Genomic DNA, 17,740 nt, shown 5'->3' on the forward strand with positions numbered 1-17,740 from the left:
ATAAGGCCTGCCCGAGGACGGTCGATGTCTGCCCGGGAGCGCGGGTGCGGCCGCCTCCCGGGACATCTTAATCAGATTTCGTCGATACAAGCCCGAGGATGACGACCGAGGATGAGGCTCATTTGTACCCGCCCATTGCACTCGCCCCCAAACATCCCATCTAATTCCCGCAACCAGGGAGCCGCCCATGAACCGCCTCGCCGCCATCGCCATGACCGCCGCCGTCGCCGTCACCCTTGCCGCCTGTGGCGACAGCCGCGAAGTGGGCAATGTCGGGGTCGATTGGACCGGCAATGACATTTCCATCGATGCGGTGGCCGATCCCGAAGTCGATGGCGTCACCTGCCACCTGGCCTATTTCAACCGCTCCTTCATCGATCGCATCAGCCAGGGCAACTGGTTCGAGGATCCCTCCTATTCGGCGCTCGATTGCTCGGTCACCGGCCCCATTACCATCGGCGATATCAATACCCGCGCCGGCGGCGAGGAAATCTTCAAGGAGGGCCGCTCGCTGATCTGGAAGTCGCTGCGCGTCACCCGCGTCTATGACGCCGACAACAATGCGCTGGTCTACCTGGCCCATGCCCGCGAAATCCAGCAGGGCTCGGGCAAGATGAGTCTGTCGGTCATTCCGCTCAATGGCGAGCAGGTCACCTGGAGCAACGGCGCGCCCACGCCCTGAGGGCTTTGCTGCCGCAGCGCGCGCCCTTGGAACATCATGGCGCTTCCGTTGCCCAAAACATAAAAGGATTTCGCTTCCGGCCGCTTCAATGCGCGGGTGGGAGTACGATATTCTGTTTCAAGCGAGTAAGGGCCGTTGCGGCCCCAGAGGAAATAGCATGGCAATTCTCATTGGCGATACCGCCCCCGATTTCACCGCCGACTCCACCGAAGGCCCCATCCACTTCTACGACTATATCGATGGGTCCTGGGCGGTGCTGTTCAGCCACCCCAAGAATTTCACCCCGGTCTGCACTACCGAATTGGGCTATACCGCCAAGCTGAAGCCCGAATTCGACAAGCGCGGCGTCAAGGTGCTGGGCCTTTCCGTCGACAAGCTCGAGGATCACGGCGGCTGGGCCAGGGACATCGAGGAAACCCAGGGCACGGCGCTGAATTTCCCGCTGCTCGCCGACACCAAGGGCGAAGTCGCCCGCCTCTATGACATGATCCATCCCAATGCCGACAATTCGCTGACCGTGCGTTCGGTCTTCGTCATCGGCCCGGACAAGAAGGTCAAGCTCAAGATCGAATATCCGGCCTCCACCGGCCGCAATTTCGATGAAGTGCTGCGCGTCATCGACAGCCTGCAGCTCACCGCCAACCATTCGGTGGCCACCCCGGTCAACTGGAAGAATGGCGAGGATGTCATCATCTCCAGTTCCCTGTCGACCGAAGCCGCCAAGGAAAAGTTCCCCAATGGCTGGAAGGAACCCAAGCCCTATCTGCGCATTGTTCCCCAGCCCCGCGCATAATACGCGGACCCCGTTTTCTCCCTGACAAAACTGGGCGGTGGTTCATCCCACCGCCCTTTTTCTTTGTCACCGCCCCTCGGGCAAGGCCCCCTCCATCGTCATTGCCCGGCTTGTCCGGGCAATTCACATCTCCGCACACGCTGAAAGGTGGATCACCCGGAAAAGCCGGGTGACGACGATAGACGGAAAGGCTTGGTGCTGCCCGCGCACCCTCAAACCCTACCCCGCCGCGAAGTTCGAATTGACGTCCTGCGGCCGGATCATCCCCACCATCCGCCAAGCTGCGACAAAGGCCAGCGCCGCCATCGCCGCACCCAGCGCATAGACCGGCACCACGGCCAGCTTCACCTCCACCGCCGAAATCGCCGCCGCCATGCCCGCTGAATTGGCCGCCACGCCCGCCAGCGCCGCACCGATGGCATTGCCCGCCGATTGCGTCGTCGGCATCAGCGCCGAGGTGCGGTCGCGTTCCGCGTCGCTCGCCGCTTCCATCATGGTGAGGTTGAGATAGCCGTTGCAGGTGCCAAAGCCCGCGCCGATCACCAATTGGCCCACCACCACGATGGCGACCTGGTCCATCTGCAATCCGATCAGGTCCAGCACCAGCCCCACCGCGATCATCGCCGGCCCCGACCGGATCAGCGTCTTGCGCGTCTCCTTGCTCCGCACATTGGCCACCGTTACGGCCGAAATGCTCCAGGCCACGGCGAGCACGGCGGCAATGGCGCCTGCCGCGGTCGGGCCATAGCCCCACATTTCCTGTACCACCAGCACCAGATAGACCGCCGAGCCCGCCCCCGCGATATTGATCAGCAGCACCATCCACAATCCCGTGCCCACCACCGATACCGGCCGGAAGGCATCGGATGGCATCAGCCGGTCGCGGCTGCGCCCATCGAGCCAGACCACACCAACCAGCAGCAGTCCCGCGCCGGCCAGCAGGCCGCCCGCCGGCAATGGCTGCGCCAGTCCCGCCAGCGCCACCAGCATGATCGCGGCGCCGATGGTCAGCAGCCGCAATCCCGGAAAGCTGACGACCTTGCGATCCTGCGGCGAATGCGCCGGCACCTTCACCACCACCATGGCGGCAAAGATCAGCACCAGCGGCACATTGACGAGGAAGGCGGCGCGCCACGACACCAGTTCGGTCAGCAACCCGGCTGCCGCCGGCCCGCCAAAGGCCGCAACGGCCCAGATCATCGCCTGCAGTCCGAACACCTTGGGCACCAGCCGCGACGGAAACAGTTCCGGGATCAGCGCAAAGCAGATCGCCGAAACCACGCCCTCGCCCAGCCCCTGCAGCGCCCGCCCCACCAGCACCTGTTCCATCGACGCAGCACTGGCCGCAACCACCGTGCCGGCGAGGAAAATGCCGGCCGAGATCAGCAAAGCCGTGCGGGCGCCAAGCCTTTGCTTGAGCAGGGCCGCGCCCGAGCCGCCGACAATGGCAAACACCAGGAACAGCGTCAACGCCCAGGAAATCAGCGCCACCCCGCCCATTTCCTGCACCGCCGTCGGCAGCGAGATCGACGCCAGGAAGGCGTTGAACGCCAGCAGCGCCACGCCCAGGCACAGGATCAGCGTCACGGTCGCGTAGCGCGGCGTGAAAATTTCGGCCCAGTTGCCTTCAACGGAATCGGTCATGACAAAACTCGGAATTAAAAAAGCATATGCTTGGTATATTAGGCGCGACGCAAAGGCAATTGCTTAATCCTTGAGCAGGCGGGATGCGAGCGGAATGTGAGGCGGAGCTCGGCTCTCAGTCAGGCCGTCGCCGGTAGTGTGGTGAGTTCCACGCCCAGCGGGTCTTCCCTCCCCCATGAGGGGAGGGAAACGAGATAGGACTTAGCCCTTCGCTAAGTCCGTTGAATCGAGCAGGGTGGGGGTGTCGAGCGCTCCACGATCCCAGAGTTTTTGGCGCCCACGACACCCCCTCCCTGGCTACGCTATCGCCTACCGGCCTAGCTTCGCTACGCTCCCCTCAAGGGGGAGGGTGGGCGGCATAGTCCCCCTCCACCCCATCTTAACCGCCCCGGTCCATCCTGCCGCCATCCCAGCGCAGGACCCTCCGCTTGACCGCCGCTCCCCTCTCCCGCCCCGATCTTCGCGTCGTTGCCCTCGTCTGCGCCGCGGCCGCCACGATCCTGGTCGTTCGCACGCTGGTCGGTCACGCCGATCTGCCCTTCTTCGCCGATACCGACGACGCCATGCGCATGGTCATGGTCCGCGATTTCCTCGCCGGCCAGCCCTGGTACGATCTGACGGCCCATCGCCTCAACACGCCCTTCGGCGCCGAGCTGCACTGGTCGCGGTTGATCGACCTGCCGCTGGCGCTGCTGGTCATGGTATTCACCCCGCTGCTGGGGGTCGATCAGGCGCTGGTTGCCGCCGGCTATGCCTGGCCACTGCTGCTGCTTGCCCTGCTGCTCTGGCTCAGCGCATTGCTGGCCCAGCGTCTTGTCGGACCCGACGGCGTGCTGCCGGCCTTGGTCCTGCCGGTGCTGAGCCCCGCCATCACCGCCGAGTTCACCCCCGGCCGGGTCGATCACCACAATGTCGTCATCCTGCTGACGTTGGCGCTCATCTGGGCCGGCATAGAAGCCATCCGCCGCCCGCGCTTTGCCCTGCTCTGCGGCTTTTTCGCCGCTAGTGCCCTGGCCATCGCCACGGAATCGCTGCCCACCATTGCCGCCGCCATCCTGGTGATGGGCCTGGCTTTCGTCGCCGATCCGGCCCAGGCCCGCACCATGCGCAATTTCGGGTTGGCCTTCGCCGGCAGCGCTATGGTCCATCTCGCCATTTTCCGGCCGCCATCGCGCTGGCTCGAAGCGGCCTGCGACGTGCTCTCGCCGGTCTATGTCGCGGTGGCGCTGGTCGTCGCCCTGGTCTTCACCCTGGCCAGCCTCGTCCCCGTCCGCACCCCCTGGCAGCGCCTGGCCCTGCTCGCCGTCCTCGCCGGCATCGGCATGGGCACGGTTGCCCTGGTCTATCCGCAATGTCTCCACGGTCCCTATGGCGAACTCGATCCATGGCTCCAGGCCAACTGGATCGCCACCATCATCGAGGCCCGCCCCTGGTTCACCACCATTACCGAACTGCCGGCCTACGCGGTCGCTGTCGGGCTACCCGCTTTGCTGGCCAGCGTGGTCGTGGTCTGGCGCCTGTGGACCGTCCGCGAACAGCGCGCCGAATGGGCGGCTTTGCTGCTGTTTCTCGTCTGCACCGCCCTGGTCATGCTGATCCAGATACGCGGTGCGCGCCTCGCCATCATGCCGGCCATGCCGGCGGCCGCCTGGCTCATCGTCACCGCCCGCCGGCGCTATCTGTCCAGGCCGCGCATCGGCACCATTGCCGGCCTGGTGCTGAGCTGGCTGGCCTTTTCCGGCGTCGTGCTGTCGCTGCTGGTAATGGCCCTGGTCAATGTCGTGCCCGGCCGCCCCCAGCAGATGGCCGAGGCCCGCGCCGGCAAGGAGCCCTGCCTGCTGCCATCGGCCTTCGCCGACCTTGCCGCAATCCCGCCCGAGCGGGTGATGACGCCCATCGATCTGGGCGCTCATCTGCTGCTCTATACCCCGCACGAAGTCGTCGCCGCGCCCTACCACCGCAACCAGCAGGGCGTGCGCGACGCCTTTCGTTTCTTCAACGACCCCATCGCCGACGCCCGCGCCATTCTCGATAACCGGGGCATCGGCCTCGTCGTCCTCTGCCCCGCCATGGCTGAGCTCAAGGGCCTGCCCAGCCGCGCCGACGACAGTTTCGCTAACCTCTACGCCAGGGGCGACCTGCCGGACTGGCTGCAGGATGTGAGCCTCCCCGGCGCCACATTGCAGGTTTTCGCAGTTCTGCCGGAATAGACGGAGGGCACTGTTTACAATTGGTGCCCGGTTCCAACACATCAGGTAAGCTGATGCTCCACAAGCAAGGCTATCGCATATGGGCTGGCACGAGCCCGCCACGTCCACAGCGCGGCTCCTCCCCCTTGACGGGGGGAGGTTGGGAGGGGGTGTTGGGAGCCGCGATATCGGGCTGAACGCCCGCCAGGTTCATACCCTAGCCCAACCCCAGTTCCGCCCACACCTTCCGCGTCAGCTTCCCCGCCACGATGCGATGCGCCTCCCGCAGATAGGCCTCCACCTCATCCCCGCTCAGCGGGCTTGCCACCGAGATCGCCACCCACCCCGCCCGCGCGAAATAGGGCGCCGGCCGCACCCCCTTCAGTTCGGTCAGCAGTTCATAGGCCATATCGGAAGCCTTGAGCCACACCTCGCCCGGATCGCGATCGAGCAGCGCAAAGACCTTGCCGCCGATCTTGGCGACCGAGTCGTCGCGCCACTGGCGCACCAATGTTGCCTGCGGCAGCGTCAGGATGAACGCTTCGAAGCCAGGTCTCGTCATGATGGGAGGGTAGAGCGTTTCCAGCAAAAGTGGGCCCGATTTTTCGGTCGGAGCTTAACCGACCTGTGACGCTCAACGTTAACAGTCTGCTAACGAAAAGGGCCGGTCCGTGAACCGGATCGGCCCCCGTTTTCTCTATTCGGCGGCGACACCCAACCCGATCGGGCAGGACACGCCGGTCCCCTGCAAACCGCAATAGCCGTTCGGATTCTTGGCCAGGTATTGCTGGTGATAAGTCTCGGCGTAGAAGAAGTCCCCGGCCGGGGATATCTCGGTGGTGATGGCCCCGAGGCCCCGGCTGTTCAGCGCCGCCTGATAGGCCGCTCGGCTCTTTTCGACCGCCGCCGCCTGTTCGGGCGTCGTCGTATAGATGGCCGAGCGATACTGCGTGCCCACGTCATTGCCCTGCCGCATGCCCTGGGTCGGGTCATGTTCTTCCCAGAACGTCTTGAGCAGTGTGTCGAGGCTGACCTTGCTGGGGTCATAGACCACCTTGACCGCCTCGGTGTGGCCAGTACGGCCCGAGCAGACTTCCTCATAGCTGGGATTGGCGGTGGAACCGCCCTGGTAGCCCACGGCGGTCACGATCACGCCCGGCATTTGCCAGAACAGCCGTTCGGCGCCCCAGAAGCAGCCAAGGCCGAAATAGATGGTCTCGGCACCCTGGGGATAGGGGCCTTTCAGCGCCGCGCCATTGACGAAATGCTCATTGGCCACAGCCATTTCCGTCGCACGGCCGGGCAGGGCCTCGCTGGCATCGGGAATGGTGGTGGGCTTGGCTTTGAAGAACATGTCTGTCTCCTTTCACTGCCTCATTCGCAGCATCGGTCGCCTGGGTTACAGGCGCCGTCAAATCTGGTCGGCGCGCAGATAGCGCTCGCGGCGCGGTTTGCGCCCGGCCAGCGCCAGCACGATTCCCGGCACGCCGAACACGGCAAAGGCGGGATAGTCCAGCACCGCCTTGAGCGCCGCATCGAGCAGGTCGGCAAAGAACCGGCTCTCGAAGAACGCGGCGACCGCCGCCAGGCTGGGCGGATGGACCTGCGTCCACAGATCCGCCAGGCTGGTATAGACCAGGCTATTGGCGCCCAGCGATCTGGTGCCATCGATAACAAGCAGAACCAGCGCCAGGCCGATCAGCCAGGTGCCTGTAATTCGTAAGACGAGCCGCATCCACATTCCCTGTGCTTACCGGGGATAAGTTGAGGCTGGCCTACCCGTTCCGCCCCGTGCACAATTTCTTTGTGCCATGTCGGGCGGCCCGCTCACAAGGTGGGAATGCTTCTGCGCAAAAACAATCGTCATCCCGGTGTCGTGATCCCTTGCGCCCGGGGCGTTGATAAGTATATTGCGCCTCGCTCGCGTCGGCCAACCGGCCGGCCCCTCCGGCGTTTCCAGCCCGGGGATAAGGCGATGCGGAGAGATGGCCGAGTGGTCGAAGGCGCACGCCTGGAAAGTGTGTAGGCGGGGAACCGTCTCAAGGGTTCGAATCCCTTTCTCTCCGCCATAACTCCTTGATTATATTTGGATTTATGCAGGCTGCACCAGGTTGGCCATCAGGCGGAATGCGCCGGGGACCAGGTGGTCGAGCTGATGATGCAGCACGAGCCCGCTATGGGTATGGCGGCCCTTGCCGACCGGCGCCGAGATCAACGCCCCCTTCAGCGGCTTCTCACCGGCATCATGCAATGACAGCAGCGGCTCGTAGGCCGCGTCCCAATCGGCCGCGAAGTAGAGGCCGCGCTCCTTGTTCCAGCCGGCCCAGTCGTCGGGGCCGATTTTATTGGGTCCGGTCAATAGTTTATGGTTGGGCGCGAGGATGGTGACCGGCGCTTCCGGATTGGTGACGCGCCAGCGCAGCGATGGGCTGCCGATCACCACGCGGCGTGGCGGGGTGGCTTCGGGCGCCCAGCCGTCGGAGGGGCGATGATAGAGCGTAAGCAGATGACCGCCGGCCTCGACCCAGGCGCGCAATTTGCCGGTGGCGGCGGCAAGGTCGGGGCGAACGCCGAAGGCGAACGTGCCGACAACGATGGTGGTGAATTTGGACAGGTCTCCGGCCAGATCGTCGGCGTCGAGATCGGCGACGTCGAATCCCATGGCGCCCAGCCAGAACCCGACGCGATCGCTGCCGCCGCCGACATAGCCGATGCTTGTATCGGCGGGACGTTTCAGGTCGAGCGCCAGCACATTGAGCGCCTGCGGCGCCAGAAACTGGCTGCGGCCGATATGGGGATAGTCGATCGTGGTTTGGCGATAGGCCAGGCGCCTGTCGATCATCAGGGGCAGGCGATAAAGACCGTCGGGCAGCTTCGGCGGCGGGCTGACGGTGACGCCGGTTTCGGTGCGAACCGCACCCCATGCGGTCGGTACGATCAACGTGGCATTGGCAATGGACGATTGCGAGCGAATGGCGATCGGCAGGGGACGGCCGGGCTCGCCCGACGGCAGGATGACCGCTTCGGGCAGCAACTGCACCGACTGGGCCGGGCCGATGGAAAATGGCTCCTCCAGGTCGATCGTGACGCGAACGACGCGGCCGGCAATAGTGGTCTCGATGGCGACGCTCAGTTCGCCATTACCGCCCAGGCTGGAAAATCCCGGCGGATAGAGGCTGCTCAACGGCGCTTCGGAATTGACGGCAACCGGATAGCGCGCAACGCCATCGACGAACGCTGCAGAGCCGACATGCAGCGGACCACGGACTATCGGGGCAGCCGAGACGGCATGCGTCCCATAGGCGACGCTCAGCGTTGCCTTTTCACCGGGAGCCGCCCGATTGGGCTCGGCCCAGGCGATCGGCGCGATGCCGGCGGTCAGCAGCAAGGCGGCATCGATCTCGGTCAGTTTGCGCTGGATGCGGTGGGTGTGGATTTCCTCGAGGTCTGGAATGCCGTCAAGCGCGGTCGCGGCGGTAATGAGGGCGTCGGTGATGGCCGCTCTATCGGGGAAGGCTTCGAGTGCCCCATCGATGCCTTCCTGCGCGGCGCGGAGCGCTCTGGCCGCCGGACCGCTCAGGCTTTCGGCAAGTTCGCCCAGCGTTGCGGGCAGGTTCTGGCGGATATCGGTCTCGGCACCGGCGGGGCCAAGTTTGAGATGCAGCGGCCATTCGGTGGTGGGCGCAACTTTCCAGCGGCCCATGCCCTGGCTGGCGTGGAAAGCACGCGACCATTCCCCAATCTCGCTGAACGCCGCACCGGTGGGCATGTCGATACCAGGCGCGACGACCCGCACGCTGGCATTGGGTGGGGGCACCTCGTCGTCATAGGTATCGCCGCCGCCCGGCCAGGCGGGCAGATAATATTTGCCGACCGACCAGGGGCCCAGGCCCGGTGTCAAATAGCTGGGGTCCGCGGCCAGGACGATGGCGGCTTCGGCCGCTTCGGTCATGGCGCGGTGGTGGCCATGCTGTCCCGGCACGTCGAGGAAGGTCGGAATGACGATATCGGGCCGGTCGCGGCGATAGGCGACGACCAGGCGCTCGATGATGCGGTCCTGGCCCCAGCGCGCCAGCGTATCGGCGCCGTTCTTGGAGAAGCCGAAATCATGCACCGGATCGTCGGGACCATGGCCAAGCCAGACGATATCGGCGTCCAGCGTACGGGCGGCCTCTTCCATCTCGCGCGTGCGCATGACGCCCAACGCGCCGCCCCGTTCGGGCCCCAGCCCATTCTGGCCGCCTTCGCCGCGCGTCGAGCAGGCGACGATGACGTGCATGCCATAGCCGAAGCGCATGGCCGCCAGCATGCCCGATTGCTCGTCATCGGGATGCGCCCCGGTATTCATCACCGTCAGCGTCGAGGTCAGCCGGCTGAGCGCCCGGTGCAGCTCGATCAGCAGGGGGCGGGATTTCTGGCGGGCAAGGCGCTCGCGGGCGGTCAACATGGTCTGTCCTTACGGCGTGGTCGGCAGGCCGGGCGCGAGATGCAGCCGGGGGGTCACGGTTTCGAGCATGGGCAATGCAGCAGCCCCGAGCGCCGCGGTCAATTGCCCGGTCTGGCCGCGAATGACGCGCGGGGCGGTGCGCACGCGGCGCGTGGCGACAGAGACCGGCATGGGATCGAGCGCCGCGATGATGGCGTCGATCACCGAGTCGGGCAGCGCGCCGCCAAAGATGATGGTTTGCGGATCGAGCAGGTTTTCCAGCGCGGCGACCGTCGGCGCGAGATAGTCGGCGGCTTCGGCGATCCAGTCGAGCAGCACCGGATTGCCCGCGTCATGCAGAACCTGCAGGTCCGCCACATCACCCGCCACGATACCGGCGGCGGCCAGCTTTTCGCGCAGGGCGTAAAGCGAGGCGAAATTCTCCAGCGCGCCGTCAGGGCCGTAAAGCGCCTGCCGGTTGCGCGGGGTAACGACGAAGTGGCCGATTTCGCCGGCATTGCCGAAGGCGCCGCGCAGGGGGCGACCCTCCTGGATGATGCCCAATCCCAGGCCGACGCCAAAATAGACGAAGCCGAAATTGGCAAAATCCCGGCCCGCACCATAAAGCCGTTCGCCCACGGCGGCGGCAGTGGCGTCGTTTTCGATCTCGACCGCTTCGCCGATGGCTTCGGAGGCGAGGGTCCTGGCGTCCAGCCCGTCCCAGCCGGGCAGGGTGGCAGGGCCGACCGAACTCATTCCCTCGATCTCAAATGGACCGGGCATCACCACGCCGACCCCAAGCAGGTTGACGGCGATGCCGGGCACCGATTGGCGCAGGCCATCCACGGCCTCCCGCAGGTCGGCAAGAATTCCGGCGGGGCTGGTATCGGCGACCGGCCGCACCGATTGGGCGCGTACCCGGCCGCTGAGATCGAGCAGCACAAGGCCGATATGGTCGGCGGCGATTTCGATGCCGGCGGTCATCGGCCCGTCGGGATTGACGGCGAACTGGATGGGTGGCTGCCCGCGGCCCGAACGCAGCCGGCCGAGCTGGATCAGCAGGTTTTCCGCCACCAGTTCATCGACGATATTGGTCACTGCCTGCGGCGTCAGATGGGCGCGGCGGGCGATTTCGGTGCGTCCGAGATGGCCCTGGCTGCGCACCACATCGAGCACGACACGCCGGTTATGCAGCCGGTTGCGCTCGGGATTGCTGCCGATGGCGAGGCTCCCACGCGCCCCCGATCTTTCGCGTTTGCTTAAATCCCGCTCCATGGCGGAAGGCTATTTCTGGCGTCAGAATAACTCAAGTAGATTATTGTATTGACAAGTTTGGCCGCGCCAGATGTGCTGCGAGGCTTGAGGCGTGGCCATGGCTGGTCTCGAAACAGGGAGTTTGTCCGTTCATACGCCGGCAGGAATGTCGCGTGGCGGACCATCAGGAGGTTACGATGCGCAATCGGTTCATGCTTGCCGGCCTTGCGGCCGGGATCAGTCTGCTCACGCTGGGCGCGGCCCAGGCCGTGGAGATCGAATACTGGCAATATGCCTACGACACCCGCGTCGCGGCGATGGATCAGTTGATCGCTAATTTCGAGGCGGCCAATCCCGATATCACGGTCAAGCAGACGACTTTTCCCTATGACGATTACCAGACGCGGGTGATCGCGGCCAAGGCGGCGGGGCAGGGTCCGGACGTGCTGCAGCTCTTCTACGGCTGGCTCGACAAGTTCCAGAGCGGCGGCGTGCTGCAGCCCCTGTCGACCACCGCATTCCCCCATGACCAGATCGAAGCCGACTTCTTCCCGATCGTGACGGCGATGAAGCGCGGCGACGACTATTACGGCCTGCCGACCGCGGTGCGCTCGCTGGCGCTGTTCTACAACAAGAAGCTGTTCGAGGAAGCCGGGCTGGACCCCGCCAAGCCGCCCCAGACGCTGGACGAGCTGGTTGCCGCTGCAGTGGCGACCGCCAAGCATGACGATGCCGGCAATCTGATCTCCGAAGGCATCACGCTCGACATGGCCGGGCAGGATCACCAGTGGTGGCGCGAAGTCCTGACCCGCCAGTTCGGCGGCGTGCCCTATAGCGATGACTATCGCACGGTGACCTATGGCGAGAAGGGCGGCGTCGAGGCGCTGAAATTCTACACCGACCTGCAGACCGAGCAGAAGGTGGGCCAGACCGGCTTCATGGATGAAGGGCAGGCGGCGTTCCGCGGCGGCATGGCGGCCATGACCATCGACGGCACGTTCCGGCTCGGCTCGTTCCGGACCATCGACCAGTTCGAATGGGGCGTCACCGAGCTGCCGGCCAATGCCGACGGGCTGCGTTCCAACTATGCCAGCTACTTTGCCAATGGCATCGGTTCCTCGGCGCAGGGCGAAGAACTCGCCGCCGCCGAGAAGTTCCTGGCCTATGTCTCCTCGCCCGAGGCGATGCAGATCTGGCTTGAGGTCGTCGGCGAATTGCCGGCCCGCAAGGAAGCCGCGCTGACCGATACGAACCTGGCCGATCCGGTCCTGGCGCCCTTCCTCAAGGCACTGGATTATGCACAGACGACGCAGTTCGTCGACGAGGCCGGCCAGCGCCAGGTTGCCATCGACATGGCCAACCGCGTGCTGCTCGAGGGCCAGTCGCCCGCCGATTCGGTGGCCGAGGCGGCAGCCGCCGAGCAGGCCATCATCGACGACGCGACGAAGTAACCGGCCTCATCGTGACGCAAGGCGCAACCCTCAGCGACGCGGCCCCCAAAGGCCGCGTCTGGGACCGGTTCCCGATCCGCACCAAACGCGTCATCTGGGCTTGGGCGTTTCTCGCCCTGCCCATCATTTTCTATGGCTGGATCCGGTTCTATCCGACCTTCCAGGCCTTCTGGATTTCATTCACCGACTGGGACATCCTCAAGCCGGCCCAGTTCGTCGGGTTGGAAAACTACGACAAGCTGATCCACGATCCGGCATTCTGGAAGGTATTTCGCAACACCTTCACCTATCTCATCATCGGCGCGCCGGTGAGCCTGGTGGTGGCCTTCGCCGTTGCCTATTACCTTGATCGTGTCCGCTTCATGCACGGCTTTATCCGGGCGCTGTATTTCCTGCCGTTCCTCACCACGGCCGCGGCATTGGCCTGGGTGTGGCGCTGGATTTACCAGCCCGTACCCATCGGGCTGATCAACGGGCTGCTGGCGCAGTTCGGCATTCCGCAACAGGCTTTCCTCAAGTCCACGACGCAGGCCTTGCCGGCCATCATGGTCACGGCGATCTGGGCCGGGCTGGGATTCCAGGTGATCATTTTCCTTGCCGGGCTGCGCGCCATTCCGCAGACCTTTTACGAGGCGGCGCGCATCGACGGGCTGGGCGAGGGCGCGATCCTGCGCAAGATCACGCTGCCGCTGCTCAAGCCGACCACGGTATTCCTGGTCGTGTTCTCCTCGATCGGGTTCCTCCGCATCTTCGACCAGGTCTACAACATGACCAGCAACGATCCGGGCGGGCCGCTGGGCTCGACCAAGCCGATCGTGCTGATGATCTACCAGACCGCCTTCTCGTCCTTCGACATGGGCTATGCCGCGGCGCAGACGGTGGTGCTGTTTACCATCCTGCTGATCGTTTCCCTGCTGCAACTCTGGGTGTTGAGGAGCCGCTGAGATGACCGCCCTTGCCCCCGACGCCGCCCGCCCGCCCTTGAAGTTCGGCCGCATCCGGCCCGGCCAGATCCTGATCTGGACTGTACTGCTGCTGGGCGGCCTGTTGATGATCACGCCCATCCTCTACATGTTCTCGACCTCGCTCAAGACGGCCAGCCAGGTCTATGACCTGCGGCTGATCCCGGCGGCGCCGAGCTTCGACAACTACGTCAAGGTATTGTCGGACGGCAATTTCATGCGCTGGTTCCTCAATTCCAGCTTCATTGCCATCACCGTGACGCTCTCCAACCTGTTCTTCGATTCCATGGTGGGCTACACGCTGGCCAAATTCGAGTTCCGCGGCCGCTATTTCATCTTCCTCGCGATCCTCTCCACCCTGATGATCCCCACCGAAATGCTGGTGATCCCCTGGTATCTGATGAGCGCGCAACTGCACTGGCTCGACAGCTATTGGGGCATCATGTTCCCCGGCATGATGACGGCCTTTGGCACCTTCCTGATGAAACAGTTCTTCGAGACTGTGCCGGACGACTTTCTCGAAGCGGCGCGCATCGACGGGCTCAACGAGTTCCAGATCTGGTGGAAGGTGGCGATGCCCCTGGTGGCGCCGGCCCTGTCCGCCTTGGCGATCTTCACCTTCCTTGGCAACTGGACGGCGTTTTTCTGGCCGCTGATCGTCACGACCAGCCGTGAGCTCTATACGCTGCCGGTGGGTCTATCGAGCTTTTCGGACGCGCAGGACACGCGCTGGGAAATGATCATGACCGGGGCGGCCCTGGCGACGATCCCCACGCTGGTCGTGTTCCTGGTGCTGCAGCGCTTCATCGTGCGCGGCGTGATGCTGGCCGGGCTGAAGGGCTAGACCATGAGCGATCCGCATTCGAGCGACAGCAGCGCCTTTCCCGATCCAGTCTACAAGGACACGGTGCTGCGCCCACTTTTCGATGGGGCCAGGGCTCATCATGTCGACGGTTTTCGCGCCATCGACCGGGCGCATCTGGTGATGTTGGTCGAGACCGGCATCCTCGATGCCGCCTCGGCCGGCAAGATCGCCAGGGCGCTGCAAGCCATCGATGCCGAAGTCGACCCGGCCAAGCTGGTCTATACCGGCGAGGTGGAGGATTTCTTCTTTCTCATCGAGAAGGAACTCAAGGCGCGGCTGGGTCCGGACCTGGGCGGGCGGCTGCATACGGCGCGCTCGCGCAACGATATCGATCACACCCTGTTCAAGCTGGGACTGAAAACGCGGCTCGACCTGCTGCTGGGCAAGGCCATAGCGCTTTGCGATACGCTGATCGCGGCCGCCGAGCGGGAAAAGGCGACGTTGATCGTGGCCTATACGCATGGCCAGCCGGCGCAGCCGACGACCTTCGGACACTATCTGGCGGCGGTCATCGAAGTGCTGGGCCGCGACATCGAGCGCTTGTTCGAAGCCCGCGCCATCGTCGACCTGTCGCCGATGGGCGCCGCGGCGATCACCACCTCGGGCTTTCCCATCGACCGGGCGCGCGTCGCGCAATTGCTGGGCTTTGCCGCGCCGCTGCAGAATTCCTATAGCTGCATCGCGGCGGTGGATTATGTCACCTCCACCTACGGCGCCATCGAGCTGCTGTTCCTCCATCTCGGTCGGCCGATCCAGGATTTGCAGTTCTGGACCAGCTTCGAGGTGGGGCAGGTCTATGTGCCCAACGCCCTGGTGCAGATATCCTCGATCATGCCGCAAAAGCGCAATCCGGTGCCGATCGAGCATCTCCGCCTGCTCGCCAGCCAGACGTTCGGGCGGGCGCGAGCCATGCTGGACGTGATGCACAACACGCCCTTCACCGACATGAACGACAGCGAAGGCGAGACCCAGGCCATGGGCTACGAGGCGTTCGACAGCGCCGGTCGGGTGCTCGACCTGCTGGCTGCGGTGATGGCGCAGATCCGTATCGATCCGGCGCGGGTGGCCAACAATATCCGCCGCTCCTGCATCACCATTACCGAGCTGGCCGACAGCCTGGTGCGGCGCGAGGGATTATCGTTCCGCGAGGGGCACGAGATCGCCGCGGCGGTGGCCAGGGCCGTGGTGGCCATGGATGGCGATCTGCCGGTGGATGGATTTGCCCCGTTTGTGGCGGCGTTCGCGGCGGCGACCGGCCGCCGGCCGGCAATCGACGCGGCGCTCTTTGCCGAGCTGGTCTCGCCCGAGCACTTCGTGGCGGTACGCGACCGCCTGGGTGGCCCGGCGCCGGCGCCTCTCGGTGCGGCGATTGCCGGTTACCGCGACAAGGCCGCCGCTTTTGCAGCGCGCATGCGGCAACATGCCGATGGGCAAGCCGCTGCCGCCGATGAGCTTGAACGCAAATTCTCTGCCCTGATGGGAGCGGCCTGATGGCAAATATCGAACTGCAGGGGCTGGTCAAAAGCTACGGCAAGACCATGGCGGTGCATGGCATCGACCTGGATATCGCCGATGGCGAATTCGTGGTTCTCGTCGGTCCCTCGGGCTGTGGCAAGTCAACGACCTTGCGCATGATCGCGGGGCTGGAGGACATTACCGACGGCACGCTGCGCATCGGCGGCGAAGTGGTCAATGAACGCGAACCCAAGCAACGCAACATCGCCATGGTGTTCCAGAACTATGCCATCTATCCCCATTTGAGCGTGGGGCAGAATATCGGCTTCGGGCTCTACACCGCCAGGCTGAGCAAGGCCGAAAAGGACCAGCGTATCCTCGCCACAGCGAAAATCCTGGGCATGGAGGATTTGCTCAAGCGCCGGCCGGCGGAACTGTCGGGCGGACAGCGCCAGCGCGTTGCCATCGGCCGGGCCATGGTGCGCGATCCAGTGGCGTTCCTGTTCGATGAGCCCCTGAGCAATCTAGACGCGCAATTGCGGGCGCAGATGCGGATCGAGATCAAGCGGCTACATCAGCGGTTGGGAACAACCATCGTCTATGTCACCCACGATCAGATTGAAGCCATGACCATGGCCGACAAGATCGTGGTGATGCGCGACGGGCGGATTCTGCAGGTTGGCACTCCGACGGACCTCTACGAAAATCCGGTGGACGTGTTCACCGCGCGGTTCATCGGCAGCCCCTCGATGAACCTGGTGCCGGGCAAGGCGGCGGGCAACACGCTGACCGCGACCGGCGCCACGGTCGCCGGCCTCGAGTCGGGACGCGCCATCGGCGATGTGCTGATCGGCGTGCGGCCGCACGATCTGGTGGTCGGCGAAGCCGGTGCGCCCGGCCTGTCACTTTCCGGCGCCGTTACCGCGGTCGAGCCGCTGGGTTCCGAGACCCTGGTGCATCTGGATATCGCGGGGACCGAAGTCATCGCCACGGCGCCCGGCAAGCTGGTCCCCAAGGTCGGCGGCACGATCACCGCGGCGGCGCCGCCGGGTTCGCTCTACCTGTTCGATGCCGCAACCGAGCAGAGCCTGGGCCGGCTATGACCATTCCGCAGGGCCGGCGCGGCATCATCAGCGCCGGCAGGATTTATTGCGACCTGGTGTTCACGGGGCTGCAAGACATGCCGCGTCTCGGGGCCGAGGTTTTTGCCGAGGCCATGGTGCCGGTGCTGGGCGGTGGCGCTTTCATCGCCGCTACCCATATTGCCGCGCATCGGCGGCCTTCGGCGCTGCTGTCGCGTTTTGGCACCGACCCGCTGTCCATGATGCTGGAAAGCCAATTGGTGGCCAGCGGCGTCGATCTGCGGTTCGTCGAGCGCCAGGCCGATGCGGGGCCGCAGGTGACCGTCGTCATGGCCCACGCCAGCGATCGCGCCTTCCTGTCGCGCCGGGCCGGGCAGGCATTGCCGCGCGACTATGGCGCTGCGCTGGATTGGGATCAGGCGTGCCATCTGCATATTGCCGAGTTCGCGACGCTGGCGGAATGCGCCGACCTGGTGCAGCGCGCCAAGGCTGGCGGACTGACCGTGTCGCTCGATCCGAGCTGGGACGAAACGTTGATCCGCCAGCCGGCTTTGCTGGCCGCATGCGCCGGGGTCGACGTCTTCCTGCCCAATGCCGAGGAAGCCCTGGCCATCACCGGCACCGGCACGGTCGAGGACGCCATCGCCATATTGGAGGACGCCTTCCCGGTTGTCGCCATCAAGCTCGGGCCAGACGGCGCGATGCTGAGCGTCGGCGGATGGCGTTTCGCCAGGCCGGCGCCCTCGGTCACGGTGGTCGACACTACTGGCGCTGGGGATGCCTTCAATGCCGGCCTGCTGGATGCCTGGCTCGACGGGCTCAGGGCCGAGCTGTGCCTCGACGCCGCGATCATGGCAGGCAGCCTGTCGGTCCAGGCTGTGGGCGGCACGGCGGCGCTGCAATCCGGCGCGGCTTAGCACCATCAGCGGCCGATCTG

At 65.0% G+C, this 17,740-nt stretch carries 15 protein-coding genes and 1 tRNA gene; 10 read left to right on the forward strand and 6 right to left on the reverse strand.

Annotation, left to right across the window (positions count from 1 at the left end; all coding sequences use genetic code 11):
* The first annotated feature begins 187 nt into the window (after window positions 1-187).
* Together ASD80_RS12995 and ASD80_RS13000 are read left to right on the forward strand one after the other, a co-directional pair.
* The gene (locus ASD80_RS12995; RefSeq protein ID WP_056233509.1) at window positions 188-682 is read left to right on the forward strand and encodes a CreA family protein; all 495 of its coding nucleotides are present in this window, start codon (window positions 188-190) and stop codon (window positions 680-682) included.
* A gap of 157 nt (window positions 683-839) precedes the next feature.
* Entirely contained in the window at window positions 840-1,475 is a 636-nt protein-coding gene (locus tag ASD80_RS13000) for a peroxiredoxin (protein WP_056233512.1), read from the forward strand.
* 219 nt (window positions 1,476-1,694) lie between these two features.
* On the opposite strand, the gene ASD80_RS13005 is transcribed toward ASD80_RS13000, so the two are convergent.
* Window positions 1,695-3,119, reverse strand: a complete 1,425-nt coding sequence (locus ASD80_RS13005; RefSeq protein ID WP_056233515.1) for an MFS transporter — start codon at window positions 3,117-3,119, stop codon at window positions 1,695-1,697.
* 428 nt (window positions 3,120-3,547) lie between these two features.
* On the opposite strand from ASD80_RS13005, the gene ASD80_RS13010 reads away from it, so the two are divergent.
* Window positions 3,548-5,329, forward strand: a complete 1,782-nt coding sequence (locus ASD80_RS13010; RefSeq protein ID WP_056233518.1) for a hypothetical protein — start codon at window positions 3,548-3,550, stop codon at window positions 5,327-5,329.
* A gap of 196 nt (window positions 5,330-5,525) precedes the next feature.
* On the opposite strand, the gene ASD80_RS13015 is transcribed toward ASD80_RS13010, so the two are convergent.
* From ASD80_RS13015 to ASD80_RS13025, 3 genes are all read right to left on the reverse strand, one after another.
* Window positions 5,526-5,870, reverse strand: coding sequence for an MmcQ/YjbR family DNA-binding protein (locus ASD80_RS13015; RefSeq protein ID WP_156460445.1), 345 nt, complete (start codon window positions 5,868-5,870; stop codon window positions 5,526-5,528).
* Window positions 5,871-6,005: 135 nt separating this feature from the next.
* Window positions 6,006-6,662, reverse strand: coding sequence for a peptide-methionine (S)-S-oxide reductase MsrA (gene msrA / locus ASD80_RS13020; RefSeq protein ID WP_056233523.1), 657 nt, complete (start codon window positions 6,660-6,662; stop codon window positions 6,006-6,008).
* Between the two features lie 57 nt (window positions 6,663-6,719).
* Window positions 6,720-7,043 carry a hypothetical protein gene (locus ASD80_RS13025; RefSeq protein ID WP_056233526.1) on the reverse strand — a complete coding sequence of 108 codons (324 nt, stop codon included), beginning with the start codon at window positions 7,041-7,043 and terminating at the stop codon, window positions 6,720-6,722.
* 244 nt (window positions 7,044-7,287) lie between these two features.
* Here ASD80_RS13025 and ASD80_RS13030 point away from each other — a divergent pair.
* A tRNA-Ser gene (locus tag ASD80_RS13030) sits at window positions 7,288-7,377 on the forward strand.
* A 23-nt stretch (window positions 7,378-7,400) separates the two neighbouring features.
* Here ASD80_RS13030 and ASD80_RS13035 read toward each other — a convergent pair.
* Together ASD80_RS13035 and ASD80_RS13040 are read right to left on the reverse strand one after the other, a co-directional pair.
* Entirely contained in the window at window positions 7,401-9,755 is a 2,355-nt protein-coding gene (locus tag ASD80_RS13035) for a PIG-L family deacetylase (protein WP_056233528.1), read from the reverse strand.
* A gap of 9 nt (window positions 9,756-9,764) precedes the next feature.
* On the reverse strand, window positions 9,765-11,009 hold the full coding sequence (locus ASD80_RS13040; RefSeq protein WP_056233530.1) for an ROK family transcriptional regulator: 1,245 nt from the start codon (window positions 11,007-11,009) through the stop codon (window positions 9,765-9,767).
* 176 nt (window positions 11,010-11,185) lie between these two features.
* Here ASD80_RS13040 and ASD80_RS13045 point away from each other — a divergent pair, with 176 nt between their 5' ends.
* Genes ASD80_RS13045 through ASD80_RS13070 form a run of 6 tightly spaced genes read left to right on the forward strand, consistent with a single transcriptional unit; the run spans window position 11,186 to window position 17,720 of the window.
* A complete protein-coding gene (locus ASD80_RS13045; protein ID WP_056233532.1) occupies window positions 11,186-12,439 on the forward strand; it encodes an extracellular solute-binding protein in 1,254 nt (417 codons plus the stop codon).
* Window positions 12,440-12,447: 8 nt separating this feature from the next.
* Window positions 12,448-13,383 carry a carbohydrate ABC transporter permease gene (locus ASD80_RS13050; RefSeq protein WP_056233534.1) on the forward strand — a complete coding sequence of 312 codons (936 nt, stop codon included), beginning with the start codon at window positions 12,448-12,450 and terminating at the stop codon, window positions 13,381-13,383.
* A 1-nt stretch (window position 13,384) separates the two neighbouring features.
* Window positions 13,385-14,245 (forward strand): carbohydrate ABC transporter permease, encoded by an 861-nt coding sequence (locus tag ASD80_RS13055; protein ID WP_056233536.1) that lies wholly within the window; start codon window positions 13,385-13,387, stop codon window positions 14,243-14,245.
* A 3-nt stretch (window positions 14,246-14,248) separates the two neighbouring features.
* Window positions 14,249-15,757, forward strand: coding sequence for an argininosuccinate lyase (gene argH / locus ASD80_RS13060; RefSeq protein WP_056233539.1), 1,509 nt, complete (start codon window positions 14,249-14,251; stop codon window positions 15,755-15,757).
* A complete protein-coding gene (locus tag ASD80_RS13065) occupies window positions 15,757-16,824 on the forward strand; it encodes an ABC transporter ATP-binding protein (protein ID WP_056233541.1) in 1,068 nt (355 codons plus the stop codon). Before argH ends, ASD80_RS13065 begins: the two co-directional genes overlap by 1 nt.
* Window positions 16,821-17,720: a carbohydrate kinase family protein gene (locus ASD80_RS13070; protein ID WP_056233542.1), complete on the forward strand. Its 900-nt coding sequence runs from the start codon at window positions 16,821-16,823 to the stop codon at window positions 17,718-17,720. The genes ASD80_RS13065 and ASD80_RS13070 overlap by 4 nt, the downstream gene beginning before the upstream one ends.
* Window positions 17,721-17,740 lie beyond the last annotated feature (20 nt).

The organism is Devosia sp. Root635 (genome assembly GCF_001427605.1).
In the GTDB taxonomy this organism is placed as follows: Bacteria; Pseudomonadota; Alphaproteobacteria; order Rhizobiales; family Devosiaceae; genus Devosia.

Bases quoted from the DNA above. Each gene is read 5' to 3' on its own strand.
- ASD80_RS13005 (WP_056233515.1), bottom strand. From the start codon at position 3,119: ATGACCGATTCCGTTGAAGGCAACTGGGCCGAAATTTTCACGCCGCGC.
- ASD80_RS13065 (WP_056233541.1), top strand. From the start codon at position 15,757: ATGGCAAATATCGAACTGCAGGGGCTGGTCAAAAGCTACGGCAAGACC.
- msrA (WP_056233523.1), bottom strand. From the start codon at position 6,662: ATGTTCTTCAAAGCCAAGCCCACCACCATTCCCGATGCCAGCGAGGCC.
- ASD80_RS13015 (WP_156460445.1), bottom strand. From the start codon at position 5,870: ATGACGAGACCTGGCTTCGAAGCGTTCATCCTGACGCTGCCGCAGGCA.
- ASD80_RS13070 (WP_056233542.1), top strand. From the start codon at position 16,821: ATGACCATTCCGCAGGGCCGGCGCGGCATCATCAGCGCCGGCAGGATT.
- ASD80_RS13045 (WP_056233532.1), top strand. From the start codon at position 11,186: ATGCGCAATCGGTTCATGCTTGCCGGCCTTGCGGCCGGGATCAGTCTG.
- argH (WP_056233539.1), top strand. From the start codon at position 14,249: ATGAGCGATCCGCATTCGAGCGACAGCAGCGCCTTTCCCGATCCAGTC.
- ASD80_RS13040 (WP_056233530.1), bottom strand. From the start codon at position 11,009: ATGGAGCGGGATTTAAGCAAACGCGAAAGATCGGGGGCGCGTGGGAGC.
- ASD80_RS13025 (WP_056233526.1), bottom strand. From the start codon at position 7,043: ATGCGGCTCGTCTTACGAATTACAGGCACCTGGCTGATCGGCCTGGCG.
- ASD80_RS13055 (WP_056233536.1), top strand. From the start codon at position 13,385: ATGACCGCCCTTGCCCCCGACGCCGCCCGCCCGCCCTTGAAGTTCGGC.
- ASD80_RS13000 (WP_056233512.1), top strand. From the start codon at position 840: ATGGCAATTCTCATTGGCGATACCGCCCCCGATTTCACCGCCGACTCC.
- ASD80_RS13035 (WP_056233528.1), bottom strand. From the start codon at position 9,755: ATGTTGACCGCCCGCGAGCGCCTTGCCCGCCAGAAATCCCGCCCCCTG.
- ASD80_RS12995 (WP_056233509.1), top strand. From the start codon at position 188: ATGAACCGCCTCGCCGCCATCGCCATGACCGCCGCCGTCGCCGTCACC.